The sequence below is a fragment of the Betaproteobacteria bacterium genome (genome assembly GCA_016194905.1).
In the GTDB taxonomy this organism is placed as follows: domain Bacteria; phylum Pseudomonadota; class Gammaproteobacteria; order Burkholderiales; family JACQAP01; genus JACQAP01.
In genome coordinates, this window is record JACQAP010000007.1 from 28,629 (window position 1) to 53,441 (window position 24,813).

General features: G+C 59.3%; 24 protein-coding genes and 2 pseudogenes. 22 read left to right on the top strand and 4 right to left on the bottom strand.

Features of this window, described 5'->3' with window-relative positions:
- Position 1 precedes the first annotated feature (1 nt).
- The 5 genes from HY067_03295 (at position 2) to HY067_03315 (ending at position 3,674) form a co-directional block, all read left to right on the top strand.
- The gene (locus HY067_03295; GenBank protein MBI3526971.1) at positions 2-1,837 is read left to right on the top strand and encodes a GGDEF domain-containing protein; all 1,836 of its coding nucleotides are present in this window, start codon (positions 2-4) and stop codon (positions 1,835-1,837) included.
- A 34-nt stretch (positions 1,838-1,871) separates the two neighbouring features.
- Positions 1,872-2,069, top strand: coding sequence for a hypothetical protein (locus HY067_03300; GenBank protein MBI3526972.1), 198 nt, complete (start codon positions 1,872-1,874; stop codon positions 2,067-2,069).
- Positions 2,062-2,292, top strand: a complete 231-nt coding sequence (locus HY067_03305; protein MBI3526973.1) for a hypothetical protein — start codon at positions 2,062-2,064, stop codon at positions 2,290-2,292. The genes HY067_03300 and HY067_03305 overlap by 8 nt, the downstream gene beginning before the upstream one ends.
- A 54-nt stretch (positions 2,293-2,346) precedes the next feature.
- On the top strand, positions 2,347-3,027 hold the full coding sequence (locus HY067_03310) for an HAD hydrolase-like protein (protein ID MBI3526974.1): 681 nt from the start codon (positions 2,347-2,349) through the stop codon (positions 3,025-3,027).
- Positions 3,028-3,101: 74 nt separating this feature from the next.
- The gene (locus HY067_03315; protein ID MBI3526975.1) at positions 3,102-3,674 is read left to right on the top strand and encodes a hypothetical protein; all 573 of its coding nucleotides are present in this window, start codon (positions 3,102-3,104) and stop codon (positions 3,672-3,674) included.
- Between the two features lie 184 nt (positions 3,675-3,858).
- On the opposite strand, the gene HY067_03320 is transcribed toward HY067_03315, so the two are convergent.
- Positions 3,859-4,647: a GntR family transcriptional regulator gene (locus tag HY067_03320; GenBank protein ID MBI3526976.1), complete on the bottom strand. Its 789-nt coding sequence runs from the start codon at positions 4,645-4,647 to the stop codon at positions 3,859-3,861.
- A gap of 158 nt (positions 4,648-4,805) precedes the next feature.
- Between HY067_03320 and HY067_03325 the strand changes: the two genes are divergently transcribed.
- From HY067_03325 to HY067_03390, 14 genes and pseudogenes are all read left to right on the top strand, one after another.
- Positions 4,806-5,690, top strand: coding sequence for a polysaccharide deacetylase (locus HY067_03325; protein MBI3526977.1), 885 nt, complete (start codon positions 4,806-4,808; stop codon positions 5,688-5,690).
- A 51-nt stretch (positions 5,691-5,741) separates the two neighbouring features.
- Positions 5,742-6,755: an ornithine cyclodeaminase family protein gene (locus HY067_03330; protein ID MBI3526978.1), complete on the top strand. Its 1,014-nt coding sequence runs from the start codon at positions 5,742-5,744 to the stop codon at positions 6,753-6,755.
- Between the two features lie 36 nt (positions 6,756-6,791).
- A complete protein-coding gene (locus tag HY067_03335) occupies positions 6,792-8,114 on the top strand; it encodes an extracellular solute-binding protein (protein ID MBI3526979.1) in 1,323 nt (440 codons plus the stop codon).
- Between the two features lie 81 nt (positions 8,115-8,195).
- Complete coding sequence (locus tag HY067_03340; GenBank protein MBI3526980.1) at positions 8,196-9,092, top strand: ABC transporter permease; 897 nt, start codon at positions 8,196-8,198, stop codon at positions 9,090-9,092.
- Between the two features lie 3 nt (positions 9,093-9,095).
- Positions 9,096-9,956 (top strand): ABC transporter permease, encoded by an 861-nt coding sequence (locus HY067_03345; protein ID MBI3526981.1) that lies wholly within the window; start codon positions 9,096-9,098, stop codon positions 9,954-9,956.
- Positions 9,953-11,152, top strand: coding sequence for an ABC transporter ATP-binding protein (locus HY067_03350; GenBank protein MBI3526982.1), 1,200 nt, complete (start codon positions 9,953-9,955; stop codon positions 11,150-11,152). The genes HY067_03345 and HY067_03350 overlap by 4 nt, the downstream gene beginning before the upstream one ends.
- Before the next feature lie 2 nt (positions 11,153-11,154).
- The gene (locus tag HY067_03355) at positions 11,155-11,466 is read left to right on the top strand and encodes a hypothetical protein (protein MBI3526983.1); all 312 of its coding nucleotides are present in this window, start codon (positions 11,155-11,157) and stop codon (positions 11,464-11,466) included.
- Between the two features lie 18 nt (positions 11,467-11,484).
- Entirely contained in the window at positions 11,485-12,525 is a 1,041-nt protein-coding gene (locus HY067_03360; GenBank protein MBI3526984.1) for a GTP-binding protein, read from the top strand.
- Positions 12,526-12,690: 165 nt separating this feature from the next.
- On the top strand, positions 12,691-13,929 hold the full coding sequence (locus HY067_03365; protein MBI3526985.1) for a Zn-dependent hydrolase: 1,239 nt from the start codon (positions 12,691-12,693) through the stop codon (positions 13,927-13,929).
- A 26-nt stretch (positions 13,930-13,955) separates the two neighbouring features.
- Positions 13,956-14,939 (top strand): asparaginase, encoded by a 984-nt coding sequence (locus HY067_03370; GenBank protein ID MBI3526986.1) that lies wholly within the window; start codon positions 13,956-13,958, stop codon positions 14,937-14,939.
- A gap of 54 nt (positions 14,940-14,993) precedes the next feature.
- Positions 14,994-16,403 (top strand): dihydropyrimidinase, encoded by a 1,410-nt coding sequence (gene hydA / locus HY067_03375; protein MBI3526987.1) that lies wholly within the window; start codon positions 14,994-14,996, stop codon positions 16,401-16,403.
- Positions 16,400-16,828, top strand: coding sequence for a DUF3830 family protein (locus HY067_03380; GenBank protein MBI3526988.1), 429 nt, complete (start codon positions 16,400-16,402; stop codon positions 16,826-16,828). Before hydA ends, HY067_03380 begins: the two co-directional genes overlap by 4 nt.
- A gap of 182 nt (positions 16,829-17,010) precedes the next feature.
- Positions 17,011-18,070, top strand: a pseudogene (locus HY067_03385) (transposase).
- Positions 18,071-18,736, top strand: coding sequence for an HAD-IA family hydrolase (locus tag HY067_03390; protein ID MBI3526989.1), 666 nt, complete (start codon positions 18,071-18,073; stop codon positions 18,734-18,736).
- A 258-nt stretch (positions 18,737-18,994) separates the two neighbouring features.
- Here the strand turns inward: HY067_03390 and HY067_03395 are convergent, their stop codons facing one another.
- Complete coding sequence (locus HY067_03395) at positions 18,995-19,900, bottom strand: DMT family transporter (protein ID MBI3526990.1); 906 nt, start codon at positions 19,898-19,900, stop codon at positions 18,995-18,997.
- 73 nt (positions 19,901-19,973) lie between these two features.
- Positions 19,974-20,697, bottom strand: a pseudogene (locus tag HY067_03400) (GNAT family N-acetyltransferase).
- Between the two features lie 545 nt (positions 20,698-21,242).
- Between HY067_03400 and HY067_03405 the strand changes: the two are divergent.
- Together HY067_03405 and HY067_03410 are read left to right on the top strand one after the other, a co-directional pair.
- Entirely contained in the window at positions 21,243-21,515 is a 273-nt protein-coding gene (locus HY067_03405; protein ID MBI3526991.1) for a hypothetical protein, read from the top strand.
- Between the two features lie 171 nt (positions 21,516-21,686).
- Positions 21,687-22,004, top strand: coding sequence for a hypothetical protein (locus tag HY067_03410; GenBank protein MBI3526992.1), 318 nt, complete (start codon positions 21,687-21,689; stop codon positions 22,002-22,004).
- Positions 22,005-22,116: 112 nt separating this feature from the next.
- Here HY067_03410 and HY067_03415 read toward each other — a convergent pair whose 3' ends face one another.
- The gene (locus HY067_03415; protein MBI3526993.1) at positions 22,117-23,295 is read right to left on the bottom strand and encodes a hypothetical protein; all 1,179 of its coding nucleotides are present in this window, start codon (positions 23,293-23,295) and stop codon (positions 22,117-22,119) included.
- A 335-nt stretch (positions 23,296-23,630) separates the two neighbouring features.
- Between HY067_03415 and HY067_03420 the strand changes: the two genes are divergently transcribed.
- A complete protein-coding gene (locus tag HY067_03420) occupies positions 23,631-24,809 on the top strand; it encodes a Fic family protein (GenBank protein ID MBI3526994.1) in 1,179 nt (392 codons plus the stop codon).
- Positions 24,810-24,813 lie beyond the last annotated feature (4 nt).

Genomic DNA, 24,813 nt, shown 5'->3' on the forward strand with positions numbered 1-24,813 from the left:
CGTGCGCATCCGTGACCGCCAGGAGCTATTCAAGGAGGCCTGCCGCATCGCCGTGGAGCATGGCGGATTCAGGATCGGGTGGATCGCCATGATGGACCATGCAAGCAAAACGCTCGTGCCGGTTGGGCAAGCGGGTCTGCCAATGGATTTCGGTGCCGGCAGCGACTCTTCCAATCGTCCGGTCGGGCTGGTGCCGGGAGGCACCGCAGAAGTCGCATTGCGGGAAAAGCGGCCCGCCTTCGACAACGACATCGAGCGCGGTCTGGGTGAAATGGGGAGCGAGCTTGGGCCGGATACGTTGAGTGTCAGGCGAGCGGCCATTCGCCAGGGTGCAAAGGCAGTCATCGTGCTGCCGCTGTACGTGGAGGGGAAGACGTTCGGGATTCTTACCTTGTATGCGCCGGAGCGGAATTTTTTCGACGACGAGGAGGTCAAGCTGCTGACGGAGCTGGCCGGGGACATATCGTTCGGCCTGGAGTTCATCGCCAAGGAAGAGAAGGTCGACTTCCTCGCCTATTACGACACGCTGACCGGACTGCCCAATCGATCGCTATTCAGTGAACGACTGAGCCAATACCTGCATATGGACGCCAAAAAAACCGATCTGGCAGCGGTAGTCTTGATGGACGTGGAACGGTTTCGCATGGTGAACGAGACACAGGGTCGACAGACGGGCGATGAGTTGCTCCGCCTGATCGCTCGTCGCCTTGAGTCCAGTGCGACGACGACTCGATTGTCCAATCCTTCCCGTTTGATGGCGGATGTTTTCGCCGTGGTCATACGCGGCGCGCGCGACGTCAACGAACTCGCTCGCCTGATCGAGGGAGGGATGAAAACCTGCTTCGGCACGCCATTTGTTATCAATGGGGTGGAGTTTCGAATCGTCGCCCGCGCCGGGATTTCAGTTTATCCGACGGACGGATCCGACACCGAATCCCTGTTGAAAAATGCCGAAGCAGGACTGAAGAGAGCCAAGCAGGTCAAAGAACGATTTGTATTCTACGCACCCGAAATGACGGCACGGGTAGCCGAAATGCTGGTGCTGGAAACCAAGTTGCGCAGGGCGATCGAGCTTGAGCAGTTTGTACTGCATTACCAGCCCAAGTTCGATGCGGCCACCGGCAAAATCACCGGCGTCGAGGCGCTGATCCGCTGGAATGATCCTGATACTGGTATGGTGCCGCCTCTGCAGTTCATCCATATCCTGGAGGAGACGGGGATGATCTTCGAGGTGGGACGCTGGGCGCTGCGCCAGGCGCTCGTGGATCAGCAACGATGGCGTGGCAAGGGGCTTTTGGTACCGCGGGTTGCGGTAAATGTTTCAGCCCAGCAACTGCGCGACCAGCATTTCGTGCAGGACGTGCAGCTTGCGCTGGCGTCTCAAGAAGGCCTGAAGCCTGCGCTCGAGCTGGAGATCACAGAAAGCCTGTTGATGGAAGACATCGAGCGCAATATCGTGCGGCTCAAGGCGTTGCGCGACCTGGGGGTGACCATCGCGATCGATGATTTCGGCACCGGATATTCTTCGCTAAATTACCTCGCGCGGTTACCGATGGATACGCTCAAGATTGATCGGTCGTTCGTCCTGGGCATGAGCCAAAGTTCGGAAAGCAGGACCATTGTATCGGCGGTAATTTCGCTGGCCCATTCGCTTGGTCTAAAAGTAGTGGCGGAAGGAGTTGAGACGGGGGAGCAGTTGAATATCCTCCGGCTACTGCAATGCGATGAAATGCAGGGCTTTCTGCTAAGCCCTGCGGTCTCGCCAGAAATGGTGGACAGTTTCCTATCCCGAAGAGCGCGCCGCCGATCGTCACGCGCATTTAAGAAGGGTACATGAGGTATGAGGGGCGAAATAGTGAACTTTCTCACAGATTCAAGCGGGTTTAATAAAGCTCTTCGGCGTTTTCCAGCGTCTGTACAAGGCGGAGGAATTTGAAGGCACGGGCGTGGGCTTGGCGATCGTCCATCGAGTCGTAACCCGCCATCGCGGTGGCGTTCGCGCAGATAGCAGGCTTGGAGAGGGCGCGACTTTCTATTTCACATTACCGGTGAGAACTGACAATGGTTGACTACGATCAAGTGGAAATCCTCCTGGCGGAAGACAATCCACGCGACGCGGAGATGACGATGCGCGCATTGCGCAAGATCAATTTTCTGAACACGGTGCATTGGGTCAAGGACGGCGAGGAGGCGCTCAATTATCTTCTGCGTACCGGTCAATACGCGGATCGCGCCCCCAGCAAGACGCCGAAGCTGATCCGGCTCGATATCAAGCTGGTGCGGGCGGGCTAAAAGCACCGTACGATGTCCCGACTCTGCGAGCCGCGCGCAGCGCAACTTTAGCTCCTGTCCATGCCCTACGATCTCGTGCTGTTCGACCTTGACGGAACGCTCAGCGATCCAATGGAAGGGATTGGTCATTCGCTCAACCATGCCTTATCTCACTTCGGCTATGAGCCCCTCGCATTCGCGGACCTTGCCACCTACGTTGGCACGCCACTGGACGAAACGTTCAAGGCAATTACAGGCGGTAGCGCGGAATCAGAAGTCAACGCACTTGTTACCAAATTCCGAGAGCGCTACGCGGATGTCGGGTATTCAGAGAATAAGCTCTACCCCGGAGTCGTTGAGGCACTTGAAGCTCTGCGTGCCGCAAATACTCCGATGGCGGTGTGTACTTCGAAGCGCAGAGACTTTGCGGAAAAGATCCTTACGATGTTCGGGCTCATACAGTATTTTCGTTTCATCGACGGCGGCGAGATTGGAACTCACAAGTGGCAACAGATGGCTGTCCTGCTAGCGCAAGGTAAGGTGAGCAAGTCGTCCATCATGGTCGGCGATCGCTCTGTCGACATGATCGCTGCACACAGAAACGGGCTGCAAGCTGCGGGGGTTCTGTGGGGCTACGGAAGCCATGCAGAGCTTTCGAGCGAAATGCCGGTGCGCTTGTTCAGTTCGCCCGGTGAATTGGCGGAACTGGCAAACGGGAGGGGCCAATCGGCTCTCAAACTCTGCGACAGAACCTAGGACAGTGGATGTTAACACCTCGGTCCCTGTTAGAACGCTACGTCGAAGCGAAAGACCACGTACGACCGCATATAATGCAGACAATCTATGATGCGAACGCGGTTCTGACGTTCTCGATCGCCACCGATACGATCAGCTTTCCTCACAGAGTTGTTGGCCTCGATGACATAACAAAAACGCTTATTGTCGATTTCGGCACCAAGTTCAGCCGATGCAAGACCTACTACATTTGTGACTTTACGCCGCAGCAGGAAGACAGGATCGCGATCCTGCCATGGCTGGTGCTGATGTGCGAGTCCGCATCTTCCCGACTGCGGATTGGTAAGGGCTATTACAAATGGACCTTCGAGAAGCGGAGCGATGCAAATACGCAAGTTGCGGCGATGCACATCCACATCGAAAGAATGGACATCATCGACGATCGCGATGGAAAGATCCTGCATGCCATGCAGTCTGCATTGTCCTATCCCTGGTTGCCGCCGGCGTTACTTCTCGAAAAATTCGAGCAGCTGATGCAAAGAACGCCGGGGTTCGAGTTCCTGGATATCTTCAAGACGCCATTCCAGGCAATCCCGACAACGCGGCGCCGCGATCGCGCTGGCAAGGCAACCGCCGAGCAAATCGGAGGGCGTTCAGCGAAGAATTGAAGCAATACGCCCGTTCGAAGATTGAATTGCGAGCGCGGCAAGCGAGCAGGGCGGGTGATCGTTGTCAGGGAGCCGGCGCTTGCCTACTTGCGCACGGCGACGGTGCGAATCACCTGTCTGTCCGCACGATAATATTGAGCAAAGGGGCGCGCCTCGCGTGCGCTAATTCTTTCATGCGAAAGCCCTAAACCGCCTTCTGTCGGGTGCCACGTTTCATGCTGAATGGTTGACGGTTAATGACTGCTGCAGATAGAGGCTTGGATTTTGTTTTCGATACACGCGATGCTGGGGCGCGGAGATCTTCAAGAACAGCCCGTTCCAGTGCGGTCTTGGCGTTTCGAAGATGCTTGCGCATCGCGCTTTCGGCCCGCACGGGATTGCGGTTCTTGATGGCCTTGTAGATTTCGTTATGCTCTTCGAATGCGCCGCGAAAGCGGCCGGGGGCGCGAGCGGTAGTTGCTACCAGCAGGCGGATCTGAGCGCCGATAAGTTCACCAATTCGGGTGGCCAAAGAATTGTTCAGGCTGCTCCAGATGACGTGGTGGAAATCCAGGTCGAGATCGCTGAATTGAGTGGTATCGGTCGTCCGTAGGGATTGCCGGGATTGCCGAAGTATCTCGCCGAGTTGTTCCGCAACTTTTTTATGGGCATTCTTTGCGGCATGTCGAACGGCGAGCAGTTCGAAGGTTTCTCTCACCAAGTAAATCTCCTGGATATCTTCGGGCGTCACTGTGCGCACAAAGTATCCGCGGTGCGGTGCGTAAGTGACGAGGCCCTCTCGCTCCATCGCCGCCAAAGCTTCGTTTATTGGCGTGGCGGACAGGTTGAGCGAGTTCGCAAGGTTAGCGACAACCAACTTCGAGCCTGGTGCAAGCACCCCAGTAATGATTTTTCTGCGGATCGCCTGATGCGCAGCCTCGCTCAAGGTCGTCCGCATCACTGATTCAGTTGCAATTTTTTTCAAATTGGCCATTATTGTTGACAATCTAAACTCTATATTCTATAGATTACGATCCTAAAATAAATTATGCTACCCCGCCGAATCCCAACGCTGCTGAACTTTCCGGGTGCGGCGTCTGGCGCACGTCGCCAGTGTAGCTTCCGGAATGCCAAATAACTAAGGAGAAATCAATGGCCAAAGAGATCTTGTGTGCTTTTGGTGTGGATGTAGACGCAGTCGCCGGCTGGTTGGGATCCTATGGAGGAGAGGATTCACCCGACGACATCTCGCGCGGCATGTTTGCGGGAGAAGTCGGCATGCCCCGGCTGGTCAATCTTTTCAAACGTTTCGGAGTGAAGACAACCTGGTTCATTCCAGGACATTCGATTGAGACCTTTCCAGAGCAGACCGCGATGGTGGTTGAGGCCGGACACGAAATAGGCATTCACGGCTACTCGCACGAGAACCCGATCTCCATGACCCCCGAGCAGGAAGAGGCGGTTCTGGACAAATGTATCGACTTGGTGAAAAAAGTGTCGGGCCGCCGACCGACAGGCTACGTAGCGCCCTGGTGGGAATTCAGTCCCGTCTCCAACGAGCTGCTGTTGAAGAAAGGCATCAAGTACGACCACAGCCTGATGCACAAGGACTTCGAGCCGTATTATGTTCGCGTCGGCGACAAGTGGACTTTGATCGATTTTTCGAAGAAGCCAAAGGAGTGGATGAAGCCCCTCGAACGTGGCGTGGAAACCGACCTGATCGAGATTCCTGGAAGCTGGTACCTGGACGACCTGCCGCCGATGATGTTCATCAAGAAGGCGCCCAACTCGCATGGTTTTGTCAATCCCAGGCATCTGGAGGAGATGTGGCGCGATCAGTTCGACTGGGTATATCGGGAAATGGATTACGCGGTTTTCACCCTGACCATCCATCCGGATGTGTCCGGCCGCCCGCAGGTGTTGCTGATGCTGGAGCGCCTGTTCAATCACATCATCCGTCATCCAGGCGTGAGGTTCACCACCTTCGACGACATTGCCAACGACTTCGCCCGGCGCAGCCCGCGCAAGAAAAAATAGGCGCGACAGCACCAGTCAGGCAAACGCTGCACCGGATCGAGGACACCGCAAATGCAAAGTTGGCGCAACCGCAAGACCCTTATCCTCGGCCGCACCGAAATGATGGGATTGTTGACCCCGGCGGAATACAACCAATGCGTGGAACAGGCGTATCGCATGCACGGCGAGCGGCGTTTCTACATGGACCCTAAGGGCCACATCGTCCTCGCCAAGTATCCGGGGGAGTGGGAAGCGATGCCTTCCTATATCGAAGAACCCGAGGCCGCGGCCTGCAAGTGGGTGTCGATCCGCGAGAACAACCGCAAGAACCACGATCTGCCTACGGTATTTTCGATCCTGATCTATACCCATCCTGAAACCGGATTCCCGCTGGCGATTTGCGACGGCAGCCATCACACTGTCATGCGCACGGGATCGGCTGCGGCTGTTTCGGCCAAATGGCTGGGGCGCAAGGACTCGAAGGTGCTGGCCATCGTCGGCGCGGGGCACATGGCCGCCGGCGTGCTCGCCACCTGCAACGAGGTCTTCCGCTGGGAGGAGGTCCGGGTCTGGAGCCGCTCGCAGGCAACGCTGGACCACTTCGTCAAGGAGCAGCGGCCGAAATATGAGGGTTTCAAGCTGATCGCCACCACCAACCTGGAAAAAACCGTGCGCGGTGCCGACGTGGTAGTGACGGTAACGCCGGCGCGCGGGCCTATTGTCAAGAATGAATGGATCAGCGAGGGCACGCATATCGCCGCCCTGGGTGCCGACAAGGGCGGCGATCAGGAACTGGAAGCCGCCATCCTGAAACGCGCACGCATCTTCGTGGACGACATCCGCCAGTGCCGGACCGATGGAGAGATCAATGTGCCCTTGTCGCAAGGTGTGCTGAAGGAAACGGACATCGCCGGGGAAATCGGCGAAGTCGTCATCGGAAAAAAGAAGGGGCGGAATTCGGACAAGGACATCACCTTGTTCGACTCCACCGGCATTGCACTGCAGGACTCGGCCACCATCCCGCTCGAGTACGAGAGGGCGCTCGCCGCCGGTGTGGGAATCGAGAAGAAAATGATCTCGACTTGACTTGTACTTCCATTGCAACCTGAGGAGAAAACCATGATGAAGAAGGGAAAAGCGAAGACAGCGGGACAGCGGGCCAGGACGCAGACCTCGACGGGACGCCGGCGCTTCCTCAAGACCGCCGCGCTGACGGCAGGGGCCGCGGCCACCACGGGTTTGATCGACGGGTTTCCGTTGGTGTGGTCGCAAAACATCAAGGACGTCAAGCTCATGCAAGTCGGCGGCTCCTACTCCGCCATCAAAGATATTGCGGACCAGGCCACCAAGGATCTGGGCTTCAAGGTGGAGATGCAGACCGCCGACCATTCCGCGCTGCTGAACCGCCTGGTGACCCAACCCCAGACCATCGACATCGCTGACATCGAGTATTTTTTCCAGTTACACCTCATCAAGCGCGGCACGCTTCAACCCATGGAGGAGAAGAAGATCAAGCTGTGGGACAAGGTTGTGCCGATCTTCACCAAGGGCACCTATCCCGACGGTAGAAAGGTGTCCGACCAGGGCGTGCTGCCCTACAAAGTGCAATACGTGAGCGGACCAGGGGCGAAGGAGTTCGCGAAGGGCCCGACCAAGTGGATCACGGGCATCCCCACGGTGTACAACGCCGACACCCTGGGCATTCGTCCCGACCTGGTCAAGCGCAAGGTCGAGAGCTGGTCCGAGTTGCTCAATCCCGAGTGGAAGGGCAAGACGTCCATCGTATCCGTGCCGGGCATCGGCATCATGGACGCCGCCATGGCCATCGAAGCGCGCGGCGACATCAAGTACGGCGACAAAGGCAACATGACCAAGGCCGAAATCGACAAGACCATCGATATTCTGAAGGCCGCGAAGAAGGCGGGACAGTTCCGCGCCATGTGGGCCACCTTCGACGAGTCCGTGAACCTGATGGCGTCAGGCGAAACCATCGTTCAGTCCATGTGGTCGCCAGCGGTGACGGCGGTGCGTTCGCGCGGAATTCCGTGCTATTACGCGCCGTTAAAAGAAGGCTATCGCGCCTGGGGCAGCTGTATCGCTCCCATGGCCCACCTCAAAGGCATCCAACTCGACGCGGCCTACGAGTACATCAATTGGTATATGTCTGGATGGCAGGCGGGCTTCATCGCCAAGCAAGGCTACTACAGCTCCGTTCCAGAAGCCGCCAAGAAATTCATGACCGAGGATGAGTATGGCTATTGGTACGAAGGCAAGCCGGCCAAGGGCGAAATCAAGGATCCCTACGGTAACGTCATGGAGAAACCGGGTGCGGTGCGTGACGGCGGAGCCTTCTGGGATCGCATGGGTAAAGTGGCTTGCTGGAATACCCTGATGGACGAGAACCAGTACATGGTCAAGAAGTGGAACGAATTCCTGGCTTCCTGAAATAGGGGACTAGGAGCCAGGATTTGGAGAATAGGGGGCGGAGATTTTTTCCTCTCTCTACCTCCTACCCTTTCCCCCTACGTGCAATCACCTGACAGAACAAGAGGCGCACGCCCCGTGAAAGTCTCGCCCACCCTGACGTCTTATCTGCAGATCGGTCCGCTGCTGCTGGTGCTGCTGCTGTTTTTCGGCATTCCTTTGCTGGTGGTCATCGCCTATAGTTTTTTTCAGTTCGATGGCCTCGACTCGGTGCCCGCCTTCGACTTCGTGAACTATATCGATGTGCTGACTTCCGGGGTCACGCTGTCGTTGTATTTGAAAACACTCTACTACGCGGTGGTGGTATGGGCGATTACGCTCCTGATCGGATTCACCGTTGCCTATTTCCTGGCCTTCCACGTGCAGAGCCTGATCTGGCAGATGGCGCTGTTCCTCTTGTGCACCGTGCCGTTCTGGACGTCGAACATCATTCGCATGATCTCGTGGATTCCTTTTCTCGGCAGGAACGGGATTTTCAACAACGCGCTCATTGGGGCGGGGATTACGCAGCAACCGCTGGAATTTCTGCTGTTCTCGGATTTCGCGGTCATCATCGCTTATGTGCATTTGTTTACGCTGTTCATGATCGTGCCCATCTTCAACGCTATGGCGAGAATCGACAAGGCGCTGATCGAGGCGGCCCGCGATGGCGGCGCCAGTGGCTGGCGCATCATCTGGGACATCGTGGTCCCACTTTCCAAGACCGGTATCGCCTTGGGGTCGATCTTCGTGGTTACTCTGGTGATGGGGGATTTCTTCGTGGTCAAGGTCATGAGCGGCAGCCAGTCCGCCTCCATCGCCATGGCCATGTCGAATCAGATCGCGATGGTGCAGTACCCCCCGGCGGCGGCCAGCGCCGTGATCTTGCTGATCGTCGTGAGCTTGATGGTGGCGGCGATCCTGCGGGTCGTCGATGTCCGAAAAGAAATCGCGGGGTAAGTCATGCAGAAACTACAGACCGGCAAACGTCCCTTGAGCTTTTACGCGCTGAGTGTTTTTTTCGGCCTGTTCGTGCTCTTCCTCTACGGCCCCATGTCGGCCATTTATATCCTGTCCTTTCAGGGACCCACTGGCGGGCTGACCTTCCCCATGCGAGGCTGGTCGTTGCACTGGTTCGACGCGCTCTTCAGTCAGCAACGGACGGGAGATTTCGCGGGCGCGTTCACCCGCTCCATGATTCTCGCGGTGATGGCTTTGCTGCTGACGGTGGCAATTTCGGTGGTCGCCGGGCTTGCCTTCCGGCGTCGATTCGTCGGGGCCGCCTTCGTGTTCTATTTGGCGGTCGCCAGTTTGATCATGCCGGGATTGCTGGTGGGGCTGGGCGTGGGGCTTACCTTCCAAACGCTGGGGGTTCAAACCAAGTGGTTCGCCTCGGCGCTGGGCGCGCAGCTCACCTGGACATTGCCCTTCGGCATGCTGATCATGTTCGCGGTGCTCAGCCGCTTCGATCGCGCTTATGAAGAGGCGGCGCGGGATCTCGGCGCCACCAATTGGCAGATCTTTCTATGGGTGGTCTTGCCTATTTTGTTTCCCGGCATGATCGCGGTGGCCCTGTTTGGATTCACGCTGTCCTATGACGAGTTTCCGCGCACTTTGTTAACGTCCGGCGCGGCGAACACGCTGCCCATGGAAATCTGGGGCATGACCACCAACGTGACCTCGCCGGCACTGTATGCGCTTGGAACGGTCACAACGCTGGTGTCGTTCATCGCCATCGCGCTTGCGCTGGGATCGATCGCCATCATCCAGTGGCGCAGATCGCGACCTGTTGGAAATGTATCTTTGGCAAAGGAACAAGAATGAACCCGGGAGATCGGCGTCCTGCCGCGCGAGGCAGCATCGAACTGGCAGGCGTCACCAAGCGTTTCGGCGAAACGACCGCGGTCAGGAACATCGATCTGAAAATACCTGGCGGATGTTACTGCTGTCTGCTGGGGCCGTCAGGCTGTGGCAAGACGACGATACTGCGCATGATCGCCGGCCACGAATCGCCGACCGAGGGCGCAGTGCTGATCGACGGCGAGAACGTGGTCGACAAGCCCCCGGTCGAACGCGGCACGGCCATGATGTTCCAGAGTTACGCGCTGTTTCCGCATCTGAGCTGCACGGATAACGTTGCCTTCAACCTCAAGACGCGCGGTGTGGATAAAGCCGAGCGTCGGGCACGCGCGCGCGACATGCTCGATCGCGTGCGCATGAAGTCCTTCGCAGACCGGTTGCCTGCGCAGCTGTCGGGCGGGCAACAGCAGCGCATCGCGCTGGCGCGTTCGCTCATTACCAACCCGCGCGTACTGCTGCTCGACGAGCCTCTCTCGGCGCTCGACGAGTTTTTGCGTTTGCAGATGCGCGGCGAGCTCAGGAACATCCAGGCGGAATTCGGCATCACGTTCATTCACGTGACGCACACCCAAATGGAGGCGATCGCGCTGGCCGACATGGTGGTGGTGATGGATCAGGGCCAGATCGAGCAGGCGGCCTCGGCCCGGGACGTCTACGACCGGCCGCGCACCGGTTACGTGGCGCACTTCATGGGCGGACAGAATGTGCTGGCCGGAACGGTGACCGGGCGCCAGGCCGGTATTGTCACCATCGTTAGTGGAAAGAAGAAGATCGACATCACGGCGCCGCCTTCGGCCGTCGCCTCGGGCCCTGCGGTTGGCGAGCAGTTCGAGGTCGCGGTGCGCCGCGATCGCGTGCGTCTGAGCCGCGCACACTCCGAAACGGCTGAAGCCGGCGTCAATGCAGTGAGCGGTCGTGTCTGCGGAATCGAATACCAGGGCACCTGGCTGAAGATCTCTATCGAGGATGCTTGCGGCGAGGGCTTCGTCGCCAACGTCCCCGACGACCAATTTTTCGCCGACCCGTTGACGATGGGGGATCCGGTGATCGCCCGTTGGGACGCGGAGCAATTGCATTACCTGGTTGCGCGGTCCGGGCGGGCCACGGGGGCGGCTCGCGCCCCTTCGACGGGCAACTCCACCGTGGCTGCGGCGGGCTAGCCATGTGCGGACTGTGCGGCGTTTTCCATGGTGAGGCGCACTGGACTGACGTGACCGTGGGCGCGAGCGGCAGCGCCGCGCGCACTCGTCGCCACGAACGGCTGCACCGCGTCGCGCAAGCCAACCGCATTCTCAAGCAATACGGGCTGAAGTTGAGCGACTGGCAGGGAAGCGCTTACTTGCTCGGCAGCCAGACCGGCCAGACGGCCATCGTGCCCAGCGTCGCCGCCGTCTGGCCCGCGGCCGAACGCATGCGCAGGCAATCGATCGATCCGCTCGATGCACGGTTGATCGAAGTTCTCGAACAGGATTGATCAGGGGCAGAGCACGCGATGGTCTCGAACAGCAATCTCACTCCGGTCAACGTCCTCACGGGCTTCCTGGGCAGCGGCAAGACAACGCTGCTGCAGCGGCTGCTGCGTTCACCGCGCATGGGGCGTACCGCGGTGCTGATCAATGAGTTCGGCGAAATAGGCCTGGACCATCTGCTGGTGCAGCAAGTAGATGAGTCGGTTGTGTTGCTGCAGAGCGGTTGCATCTGCTGCAGCATCCGCGATGACCTCGCGTCCGCATTGCGCGGACTGCTGAGCCGGCGCGAGCGCGGCGAGATTCCGGCCTTCGACCGGATTATTATCGAGACCACCGGCCTCGCGGACCCGGGACCGATTCTCCATACGCTGTTGAGCGAGCCGGTGATCCGGCATCATTTCCAGCTCGGCAACGTGATTACCACCGTAGATGTGGTGAATGCGGAACTGCATCTGTCTCGCAATCGCGAGGGCATCAAGCAAGTGGCCGCCGCCGACCGGCTGGTCCTCACCAAGTCCGATCTTGTCGAAGCGGCCCAGACCGCGGCGGTGCGCGAGGAACTGGCGCGCTTGAATCCCTCCGCAAGGCAGTGGGACGCCGCGCAGGGATCCGTCGACGCGGACTTCTTGCTCGATGTAATGCCGTCTGCGCCGGCGCCGGGCACGGCATGCTACCGGCTGCAGAATGCGGGCGCGAGCGCGAGGAGGGTGGAGGCGACGAAAGGATTGCGCCAGCATACGGAATCGGTATCGAGCATGAGCCTGGTCCTGAGTCGACGGATTGACTGGACCGCTTTCGGCATTTGGTTGAGCCTGCTGCTAAACCGGCATGGCGACGACGTGTTGCGGGTGAAAGGAATCCTTTGCGTCGAGGGCAGCGACACGCCGGTGTTCATCAACGGCGTGCAGCACATCGTCCATCCTCCCCAGCACCTGGAGCGCTGGCCCACGCCGGACCACCGCTCGCGCATCGTGTTCATCACGCGCGGCATCGATCAGGGTCAGTTACGTCGCTCGCTGGAGGCTTTTTGCAAATTGCGAATAGCGGAGCCGGCGGTGGCATAAGGTCCCGGTCGCGCAGCCAATTCCGGCTCAAGACCGGCAATCGCGGAGCTGAAGCACGATGAGCAAGTTGTCGAGGTGGGCCAAGTGAGCGAGCGCGATTTCAAAAGCTTTTGATCATTCTGTCGCCTGCGGCCCCAAGGCGCGGCTCGCAAGAGGGAACCGGATATGGCTGCAATATCGATTGATTCGCAACGGTTGTGGAAGTCCCTGATGGATCTCGCCCGCATCGGCGCCACCGAAAAAGGCGGCGTGCGCCGGTTGGCGCTGACCAGGCTGGACGGCGAAGCGCGCGACCTGTTCATTCGCTGGTGCAAGGAGGCAGGCTGCGGCATCGCGATCGATGGCATCGGCAACATCTTTGCGCGGCGTGCGGGCCGCAATGATGCGCTCCCGCCCATCATTACCGGCAGCCACATCGACACCCAGCCTTCGGGCGGAAAATTCGACGGCAACTACGGGGTGATGTCCGGGCTCGAAGTGATTCGCACCCTCAACGATCACAAGATCCGCACTGAAGCGCCAATCGAAGTGGCGGTGTGGACCAATGAGGAAGGCTCGCGTTTCACGCCGGTGATGATGGGATCGGGCGTGTTCGTGGGGGCCTTCCCGCTCGAATCCACCTTGCAACGCGCCGACCTGGAGGGCGTGACGGTCGGCCAGGCGCTCGAGCAGATCGGTTACGCCGGTGCGGAAAAAATCGGCGGCCGGCCCGTCGGCGCCTACTTCGAGGCGCATATCGAACAAGGACCCATTCTGGAGGATACGCGCAAGGTGATCGGCGTCGTGCTCGGCGCGCTGGGCCTGCGCTGGTACGACGTCGTTGTCACCGGGCAGGACGCGCATGCCGGTCCCACGCCGATGCGGCTGAGGAAGGATGCGTTGCTCGTCGCATCGAAGATCGTTGCCGAGATCAACGCGCTCGCCAACCGCTACCAGCCCGACGGCCGCGGCACGGTGGGATTCATGCAGGTCAAGCCCAATTCGCGCAACGTCATTCCGGGAGAGGTGCGGCTTTCGGTGGACTTGCGCCACGCGCAAGACGAGGCGCTCGACCGCATGGAAAGCGAGATGCGTGCGGCGTGCGAGCGCTTTGCGCGGGAGGGGAAAGTCAGTGCCAGCGTCGAGCGCGTCGCCAATTACCCAGCCTGCAATTTCGAAGCCGGATGCGTATCCGCGGTACGCAATGCCGCGCAATCTCTGGGTTTGAGCCACATGGACATCGTCAGCGGCGCCGGCCACGATGCCATCTACATGGCGAGAGTTGCCCCTACCGGCATGATATTCGTCCCGTGTGAAGGCGGCATCAGTCACAACGAGATCGAGAACGCCAAGGAAGAAGACCTGGCCACGGGCTGCAACGTGCTGCTGAACGTCATGCTCCTGAAGGCACGGATCGCTGAGTAGGCGGGTCGCGCAAAAGGAATCGACGCATGAAACCCAGGATCGTACTGTTGGCCACAGGCGGAACCATCGCGTCGCGTTATGACCCGAAGCTGGGCAGTACGGTCGCCTCCCAGCGTGCCGATGCGCTTCTCCAGACGTTGCCGCAGGTGGCCGATGTCGCCGACATCGAAGTTCATGACCTGGCGACCATCCCCAGTTACGAAATGGATCTGCAGTTCGCTTTCAATCTTGCCGGGCGCATCCGGGATGCACTCTCCAGGCCGGAAGTGGCGGGAGTGGTGGTCACGCACGGCACCGATACGATGGAGGAGACCTGTTATCTGGCCGATCTGCTGCTCGATTCCGACAAGCCGGCGGTGTTCACCGGCGCGCAGCGTGCCCACGATGATCCGCAATCCGACGGTCCCCCCAATTTGCTCAACGCCTTGCGGGTCGCGGCGTCGCCGTTGGCTCGCGGGCTCGGCGCCATGATCTGCTTCAACGCAACCATCCACGCCGCGCGCGATGTGACCAAGGTCCACGCCAGCGCGGTGGAAACCTTCCAATCGTACGAACACGGTGCCTTGGGCGCAGTCGACGGCAGCACGGTCGTCATCCATCGGCGGCCCGTCCTGCGGCGCTCGTTCAGAGTCGACCGGCTCGAACAAAACGTGGAGCTCTTCCGCCTCGTTCTCGGCATGGACCTTCGCGGCATCGAGGCCGCCATCGAGCGCGGTGTCGCGGGTCTGATAATCGAGGGCTTCGGCCGCGGCAACGGGCCATCGCGACTGGCGCAACTCGTGCAGCGGGCGAAGCGCAAGAACATTCCGGTTCTGATTACGTCGCGGTGTCCCGCCGGCCGCGTGCAGGCGATTTACGGCGGCGGTGGCGGGGGCCGCGACCTTGCCAATGCGGGCGCAATCTTTACGGGTGACCTGAAGGGGCCCAAGGCAAGGTTGCTGTTGATGGTGTTGCTGTCCGGTGCCAAGAACGGGCCGATTGCGCAAACCGTGGCCGCGCTGGCGCCCTGATGCGTCGCGCACGACGAATATAAAAACGCAAACCTTTCCGAGGAGGAACGCTAGATGGCTGCGACCCTGATAAAGAACGGGAGGATCGTAACGGCGGTGGATGATTACACCGCCGATATCGTGGTCGTCGATGGTCGCATCCAGACCATCGGCAAGAACATCGCAGCAGGCGCGGACGTCAAGGTACATGACGCGAACGGTCTTCTGATCCTGCCTGGCGGGGTGGACGTGCATACCCACCTGGACTGGGAGTTCGGTCCAACGCATACCGTGGACACCTTCGAGACCGGCACCAAGGCCGCCGCATTTGGCGGCACCACCACGCTCATCGACTTCTGCAACCAAACGGCTGGAAAGAGTCCGTTGGTCGGGCTTGAGGACTGGCACAAACGCCGAGCCAGCGCATGTGTGGATGTCGGCGCACACATGATCATGCTCGACGTCAACGACCAGAGCCTGGCCGACATGAAAACGCTGATCAGGCACGAAGGCGTCACCAGCTTCAAGCTGTTCATGGCCTATCCCGGCGTGCTGATGGTGGACGATGGCGCGCTGTTCAAGGCCATGCGCGTGGCGGGCGCCAACGGCGCCATGACCTGCATCCACGCGGAGAACGGCCCGGTCATTCAGGTTCTGGTTCAGGAAGCGGTGGCGCAGGGACTGAAAGCGCCCAAGTACCACGCCACTACTCGCCCTTCGATCCTCGAAGGGGAGGCCACGCATCGGGCGATTTGCCTGGCGGAACTGGCCGGCACGCCGCTCTACATCGTGCACCTGTCGGCGGGGGAAGCGCTATCGGCGGTGACGGAGGCGCGCGACCGCGGTATTCCCGTCCATGCCGAGACCTGCCCGCACTACCTGTTCCTTACGGCGCAGGATTATGAGAGGCCCGGGTTCGAAGGCGCCAAGTACGTCATGACCCCGCCGCTGCGCGATCACCACCATCAGGGGCACCTCTGGCGCGGGCTGAAGACTGACGATCTGCAAGTGGTGTCGACCGACCATTGTCCGTTCTGCTTCAACGAACAGCCTCACGGTATGAAGTTCTCCAAGCAGCAGGGCGCGGACAGCTTCAGCAAGATCCCGAATGGCGCGCCCGGAGTCGAGACCCGACTGCCCCTCATCTTCGACGGCGCGGTCAAAAAGCAGGGCATGTCGATCAATCGCTTCGTCGAAATTACCTCGACCGCGCCGGCCAAGCTGTTCGGCCTGTTCCCGCGCAAGGGAACGATCGCCGTGGGATCGGACGGGGACATCGTGCTGTTCGATCCGCAAGAGCAGTGGACCATCCGCGCGGCGGAGCAGCACAGCCGGGTCGATTACAGCTTGTTCGAGGGGCGGCCGGTAACGGGCCGTGTGAAAAAGGTTTTTCTGCGCGGGCAGTGCATCGTCGATGGCGGCGGCTGGCTTGGCCGCACCGGCATGGGGGAATATCTGAGCCGCGGGGAATCCGGAAAAATATGACGGTTACGAAGCGCATCAAGATCAGTGCCGGGCCGTTCGAATTCATTGCGCGTATGGAAACCGAAAAAGCGCCGGCGACCTGCGCCCTGTTCGCGGGCCTGTTGCCGTTCCGGAACAAAGTTATTCACTCGCGCTGGAGCGGCGAAGCGGTCTGGATTCCCCTGGGCGAGATGGCAACGGGACTGGCGTTCGAGAACCATACCAGCCACGGATCTCGAGGTGACTTGTTGTTCTATCCCGGCGGGTTCAGCGAGACGGAGATCCTGTTCGTTTATGGCAGTTCGCGCTTCGCCAGCAGGATGGGGCAACTGGCCGGCAATCACTTCTTGACCGTGGAGCAGGGGCGCGAACATCTGGAAGCGTTCGGCAAACTCGTTCTCTGGCAGGGTGCGCAAGACATTCTGTTCGAGCGCATGGCCGACTGACGATTCAGCTTAATCGATTCTTGCGCGCTGAGTTCAATCATCGCGAGGGTTGGTCTTTCAGGGGGGACAGTCACAGCGCTGGCGACCGTCTTACTGGGCGCCGTGCTGTCCAACAATTCAGCCGGTGCGTGCGATAGACTGGTTGCATGGGTTCCGTGCCACCTCTGCTCTCGTTTCTGCTGATGATCGCGGCTGGTTGGGTTCATCGCCACCAATTGATCGTCATCGAATTCCTTCAGGCCGAGAACCGGCCGCTTAAAGACCGGCTGCGCGGAAAGCGGATCCGGTTCACCGACGCGGAGCGGGCGCTGTTGGCGAGGAAAGCCAAGGCAGTGGGACGCAAGGCGCTGCTCGAACTGGACACGGTCGTTTCTCCGGATACGCTGCGCTGGCATCGACGGCTGATCGCCGAGAAGTGGAATTTCGTGCACCGGCGCAGGCCTGGGCGGCCAGGGATCATACAGAAGAGTCTGCGCTCTGATTGTGCGCATGGCCCAGGACAATCCAGGTTGGGGATACACCCGGATTCAAGGGGCGCTGGGCAACCTGGGCCACCGTGTTGGTCGTAGGACTGTGGCCAATGTATTGAAGCGCAACGGCATCGAGCCATCGCCCGAGCGAAGCAAGAGGACAACGTGGTCGACATTCTTGAAGGCACATTGGGAGGTATTTGCCGCAAGCGACTTCTTGACGGTGGAAGTATCGACAGGAAGAGGGCTGGTAACTCACGATCTTCTCTTCGTGATCAGCCTTGCTGATCGTGTCGTGGACCTTGTAGGAATCACGACGAGTCCGGATGAAGCGTGGATGCTGCAAGTAGGGCGCAATCTGGTCGATGCGGAAAGCGGGGCGATGCGCGGGAAGGGGTATCTCATTCTGGATCGTGATACCAAGTACACGGATCAATTCCGGCAGCTGATCCGGGGCAGCGGGACGAACGTCATCCGGCTACCGCCGCGATCACCGAACCTGAATGCCTATGCGGAGTGATTTGTTCGCTCGATCAAGGACGAATGCCTGAATCGGATCATCTTCATCGGGCGGGCATCGTTGCATCGCGCGGTAGCCGAATACCTGGACCATGACCATGGGGAGCGAAATCATCAGGGGCTGGGCAATCGCCTGATCCGGCCGGTGCCGAGCTCTTTGCAAGGAGTTGGGATGGCCTGCCGGCAACAGAGACTCGGCGGGATGCTCAACTTTTATTGCCGTGAAGCGGCGTACCGGGCATCGATCGAGTAAATGGACAACACGGGATCGTTATTTGAAGGCCGATATAAAGCGCTCCTCTTCGACATGGATGGCACGGTCCTTAATTCCATAGCCGCGGCGGAGCATGTGTGGGGTGCGTGGGCAATTGATCACGGACTCGATATCGTATCTTTTTTGCCAACCATTCACGGCGTGCGTTCGGTTGACAGGATAGCTGCCTTAGAATTACCCGGCATAAACCCAGAAATAGAAGCGCAGGCCATCACCGAAGCGGAAATCGCTAGCGTAGACGGTATTGTAGAAATTGCTGGCGCCGCAAAGTTTTTGCGATCTCTGCCGGCGAACCGTTGGGCTATCGTCACCTCCGCTCCCTTGGCACTGGCCAAGGCACGGCTGAAAGCCGCAGGCCTTCCTTTACCCAAAGTCCTGGTTACCTCGGAGGATGTGACGACCGGAAAGCCCGATCCAGAAGGCTACGAACTTGCCGCCAAAAAATTGGGCGTCAATGCGAAGGAATGCCTCATATTTGAAGATTCTGCCGTTGGGATCCTTGCTGCCCAAGCTGCGGGTGCGCAAGTCCTCGTCATTGCGGAGGCCCATATTCATCGCATTGAAATTGCGGGCACAACAATTCCAGCCTATGAAGATCTGATTGCACATTTAGACGACGAGGGGTTCATACACGTCTGTGCGTGAATACGCTTATCCGGCTACGCCGCACAAGACAGTGCAGGTCCTGACCCCGTTGCTGTGTCGCGCCGTGGCAACTTGCAGTGCTGGGTCTGATTCTGGCGGCATTGGGCGCGTTGCGCGTACGTGGCCTGCGCCGGCCGTAGTCGCCAGATTCCGCCTGCTTCCATGCGGGCCAGAGTTATTCCGCCGGAAGCAGGCTCCACCCATCCTACGATATCCGTTGCCCGCCGGCGTGCCGTTGACTGCACTGCCGAAACGGAACTACGCCTTCACTTCACTCGCTTCGCGAGGCGCAAGGTCGAGCTTGAGCACGATCAGCGCCGCTCCTGCGAGCACGAAGGCGAACCCGCCCCAGTCCAGCGCATTGGGACGATCGCCGACCAGCGCCATCGCCCCCAGCACGCCGACCACCGGCACCATCAGTGTGGTGATCGACGAAACGGTGGCGCTGACCCGCTCGCTCATGATGAACCACAGCCAGTAGGCCATCGCGGTGCCGGGGACGATGTGGACGAACAGCGCGACGATCACCCGGATGCTCAATGGCCCGGTCGGGAAATGTTCGCCGGCCAGTAACGCGCCGGCTGCTCCGCACGCGGCGCCAACCATCAGCTGCCAGGCGGTGAATACCATGCGTTCGCTGGCCACCGGCCAGCGTTGCAGGTAGACGGTGCCCGCTGCCCAGCCGAATGCGGCGACCAGCGGAAAGATCAGGCCCTTGACCTGGCGCGCATCATGGACCTGCGCCAGCGAAACAAACACCGGCCAGGCGAGAACGAACACACCGACCATGCCCAGTGCCAGGGCGACGATCTTGCGCCCCTCGATCCGTTCGCCGATCACCAGCCAGGAAAGAATGGCGGACATCATCGGCATGGTGAATGTCAGCACTGCGGCGCGCGAGGTACTGGTGTTGAGTTGCGCCAGCGTGGCGGACAGGTTGAAGACCGCGACCGTTAGAATGCCGCCGATCATGACCCCGCGCCATGAACCCTTCTGCGGGGTGAGGCGCTTGCCCTGCAGCAGCGCGACGATCAGCAACAGGATGGCCCCGCTGCCCAGGCTCACCAGGCGCAGCATGAAGGGCGGGAACGCGGACAACAAGATCTTGACCGCGGGCCAGTTGAGGCCCCACGCCAGCGCCAGCGCAAACGGGATCAGGCGCAGCAGCACGCGGGATCGTCCGCGGGACGAATCCTCGCCGCGCCGGCAGCAGTTGCTTCCGGTTGCATGACGATTTTCAGGCGCGCGACCGCGCGACCAGCGCCGACAGGGGCTCGACCTGGTTGCCCGCGGCATCGAAGTTCGCCGGGGACAGCCATTGCTCGAAGCCGCTGCGGATGGCCGGCCACTCGCTGTCGATGATCGAGAACCATGCGCTGTCGCGGCTGCGTCCCTTGTAGACGATCGCCTGGCGAAAAATCCCCTCGAACTGAAATCCGTAACGAGCCGCCGCGGCGCGCGAGCGCAGGTTGTTGTCGTCGCACTTCCACTCGTAACGCCGGTATCCCAGTTCGTCGAACACGCGCCGCATCAGCAGGTACATCGCCTCGGTCGCCGCCGGCGTGCGCTGGAGTCGCGGCGAATACGCGATGTGGCCCACTTCGATCGCGCCATGCGCCGGGTCGATGCGCATCAGCGCCGCGGTGCCGACCGGTTTGCCCGAGGCCAGATGGATGATCGCGTGATGCTGCGGATCCGGATTCGCGGTCGCCTTGACGAGGTAGTCGCGATAGCCGGCGAAATCGGGAAACGGTCCGACGAACAGGTACGTCCATCCAGTCGCGACCGTCGGCAGCCTCGCTGTACGCCTCGTACAGATCGGCCGCGTGCCGCCCGGCGTCGACCGGTTCGAGCCGGCAGTGGCGGCCGACGAGCGCGGAGCGGGGCGGCAACGGCCGGGGCGTCCAGCCGATGACTGGGGGACCGATGGGTTGCTGGTATTCATTCTGGCGGGCGTTCAAGTGGGTCTCCGGGGATCGGTTTTCCCGTGCCTGTGACACGTAGAATTGTTCTCGAATTGGCAGATGGGTGTCGCTGCGCTCGACCCATCCTACGGTTGTTGAATGGGCTGCACGCGCGATTTTAACTGTTCGGAGCGGGCGGCGGCTGGGTTAAAACGGCTGTGTGTCGCGGCTGAATGAACCGGTGGTCCGGCGCGAATCTGAAAATCGACACACTCACTTCGAAACGTTTAACGACACGAGCGCTATGTTTGCGCTCCTGTCGCAAAGTGTGGATTGCCCGTGTTCACGCAAGAAACCGCGCTCGCACCGGCAGCCAGAATTCGGTGGGAAGCGCGGAGATCGGATCGCGCCTCCGACCCAAGAAAGTCGCCCGTGGCCATAGATCGCGATTTCGCACGAACTTTAGCCGGTCGCAGCACACTGAACCTGAGAAACGTCGTGAGGCATTGCCATGCCTGGCAGAACTGGGAGTTTCCTCCTCGCAGGCCTGGCACTACAGTCGGCGCGGTCACCACTCCTCAATTCCACTTTGAATGAGCGTCATGGCAATTCTCAAATCCGAACCCTCAAAGGAACGCACATTCCTGCGCGTCAAGATTGCCCGCGACGTGCAAGAACCCGTGGAGCGTTACCGCGTGTTCTGCGGCGCCCTTAAACTCGCCGACCTGGTCGAGCGCGCGCTCGTGTATGTGATGGACAAGGACGCGGATTTTCGGGCGCAGGAGAAGGAGGGCGCCACCATTCCAGCGAAGGGCGCACAACGGTGGTCTGTGAAGTGGGTTTCCCCCGCCGATAAAACCGGCGGGGCCCCGTAATTTTTTTGTCACACCTGATGCACTCTCGCGATGAGCCGGAAATGCAAGTACCGTCAACAAGATGGAGTGACTACGCATGCAGCCCTCAGTTGAATACGCATTCGTGATCAAGTGCCGTTGCGTCAACGACTTCTGTACGCATTTGCAGATACATGAAAGGAGAAGTGCGGCATGCGGCCGATGATTCCGAAGGCACTTCGTTTGCCAACTGATCTGGCTGAAGAGGTAACCCAGCGAGCGCGAAAGAGAGGCGTCGCTGACGCCGACTACTACCGGCTTTTAATCGAGCGCGGACTGCTCCTGGAAGGCGTGGAAATGGCGATGCAGGCACCCGTTCCCCCGGCCTATTGGCGACTGTGCGAAGCGGTATTGGAAACTCGAAACATCCTGCGCTCGGTGGCCGCGACGCGAGAGCACGGCATCATTCCAACGGCCCAGGTGCAGGCCAAAGACGAGCTCGAAAGGATGAAAAATGATAGTGCTGAGTAGGTTGATAACGAGTGGGTCATGCGGCGTTGCGGGGACCGCATGGCACCACCCATCTTGAGGCCGTGACGGTACGAAGCGCACCGCCCCTGCGCGCTGCCGAAGCCGCGGTTACCTATTCATCGTCGAGTACCGGACACTCGTCCTCGTCGTCTACCGGACGCTCGACATTGATGATCGGATCGATCCAATCGGCTTTCTGCCGCGCCCAGGCAATCCACTGACCGAGGTCGCTTTCCAACGCAACGCTACCTTGTTCGCGCGCTGCTTTTGTTTCCACGGCAGCAATGTAGGTGCGGAGATCTTCCGCCCGTTTCCAGTTGCGTGCTGCCTCCTCTAGCGATTTGAATCGTTCCATTTCCTTCCGCTGTCTCTCTTCGTATTCGCGTCGCAGGCGTGCCTCTTCCTCCCATCGCAGACGCTGCCGTTCGTGGTGTTCAGCCTCTCTCTTTCGGCGCACCGCTTCCGTCTCGATCTTGACTATGAACTCATTCAGGAGCTGCTCGATACGTTGCTGCTTACCATCGCCCACGACCTTCTGCAGTTCATCGCGATAGTCGCCGAGAATCCCCAGTTTCAGCATGCCGGTGTGCTGGAATGAGTAGCGATCCCGAAGGTATGTATAGCCATATTTCTTGATTTCCTGGCGCTCTTTCTCGGTGGGTTCACGCTCGGTACGCGAGATGTTTTCCGCGAGACGAATTGCGATGACTTGCCCCTGGAGAGTCAGGCAGGTGCGCCGCTTGTCGTCCGTTTCGATGCGCAAAGTCATGCCTCGGGCTTCGAGTGCCTTGATCAGCGCATCCATGATCCGCAGGGCTCGCGGCAGACTCGCTTCGCTTACCGAAATAGCCAGTGCCGGCCGTTCGGTGATCGGCTGATCGTCAGGGTTCCGACGCTTCGGTTTTCGGAAAGCGCGTTCGGTCGCGGCGACCAATGCATGGGGTCGATCGAGCGTTTCTGCGACAACAATCCGATTCTCGGGCCGAGCTTCGAACTCGCGCCTGGCGACGAGATGGGCCGGATCCGGCTCTACGGGCACATCGCTGACGTAACGTTCCCTGACGATTTCGGCAGGCCCGGAATATTCGAGAAGTGGCGGGGTAGGGAGCTTCTTTCCGGCAGCGAGCTTGGCCCAATAGCCGAGCGGTGGCAGCGGCACGGCGAGCTTTCTGCAGATTTTTCGGAGTGCCACGTCCGATATGCCATAGCGTTTTGCAACGGTAGTGACGGCTTCTACCCAGACTTCCTCGTAAAGCTTTGCACGTTCATAGCGAAGAGTGACGTATGGCATCGACTACTCCGTGAATCAGTTGAAGGGGGAGGATGTTTTTTAGTAGGCCCTATTTTCTCGGCGCAACCGAACCTGCGTCCCCGATTTTTGGGTGCCGGTAGAGCGTGAGTCGGCCTGAAATGGGCGGCCAAAGTTGGATTGGAAATCTCGCCAATAGCCTTTGAGGTTCGAGTTCGGTCGGTGGAGGTGTTAGTACAGTACTAACCTTATATTAAGGAAGATAATTTAGATTACCCTTCTTAATGGGGGTTGCCAGATGCCTTTATCTTTCTTAATATGATCTAAAAAGGAGTCATAAGAAAGTTATTACATTTTATCTTTCCTTTATATAATCTATGGCAGACGATAAGAAAGACAATTCCCGCCTCGGGAACTACGTTCCAACGGTTGCGGCTGGAAAGGCAGCACAAGCTTTCATCCCACCTGTGCTGCCGCCGGTACCTCCCCTCCAACTGGAGCCGATGCTAGGGCTGCTTGAGCAGGCTCAAGTCGCTATTGGCAAGCTGGAAGGGCTTGCGCAATTGCTACCCGATGTCGACCGTTTCATTTACGCCTATCTTCGGAAAGAAGCGCTTCTGTCCTCGCAAATCGAGGGAACCCAGTCATCGCTTTCCGACCTGCTTCTTCATGAGATAGAGGCTGCGCCAGGCGTCCCAGCGGAAGATGTCGAGGAGGTCTCGAACTACGTCGCAGCTATCCGCGCCGGGCTTTCGCGAGTTCGGGAAGGCTATCCAGTTACGCTCAATCTGATGCGAGACTTGCATCGAATACTGCTGCAAGGGCAGCGGGGCCGGAATAAAGATCCTGGCGAACTTCGCCGCTCACAAGTCTGGATACAAGACGGATACGGAAGGATAAATTTCGTGCCTCCTCCCGCAGACCAAGTTCTTCCCTTGCTGGGCAAACTGGAGAAATACATCAACGAAGAAAAGCCCTCGTTGCCAGTCCTTGTGCGCGCCGCTCTCATCCACGCGCAATTCGAAACGATCCACCCGTTTCATGACGGCAACGGGCGACTGGGCCGGCTCTTAATCACATTGTTTTTGTGCGCTGGTGGCTTGATGCGCGAGCCCACTCTGTACTTGAGCCTCTATTTTAAAATCAATAGAAACGAGTATTACCGCGCCCTCCAGGACATTCGCCAGAAAGGCGCGTGGGAAGAATGGGTCGAATTCTTTCTACGTGGCGTCGCGGAAGTCGCCAATGAAGCCGCGACCACGGCACGTGAGCTCACAGACCTCATAAAGACCGATCGCGACAAAATTCTGGCGCGCTCAGGCCGCAGCAACGCGGCCGTTTATAAAGTGTATGACCTCATGGAAAAACAGATATATGCGACCGTGCCAAACGTCCAAAAGGAACTAAATGTCTCGGCGCCGACAGCCCGTTCCGCGCTCGTCGAATTGCTTAACCTGGGCATCGTAAAAGAAGTGACCGGTCAGGACCGTAACAGAGTTTACGTCTATACCAGTTACCTCGAAATTCTGCAGCGCGGGGCAGAACCAATTAAGTAGAAGC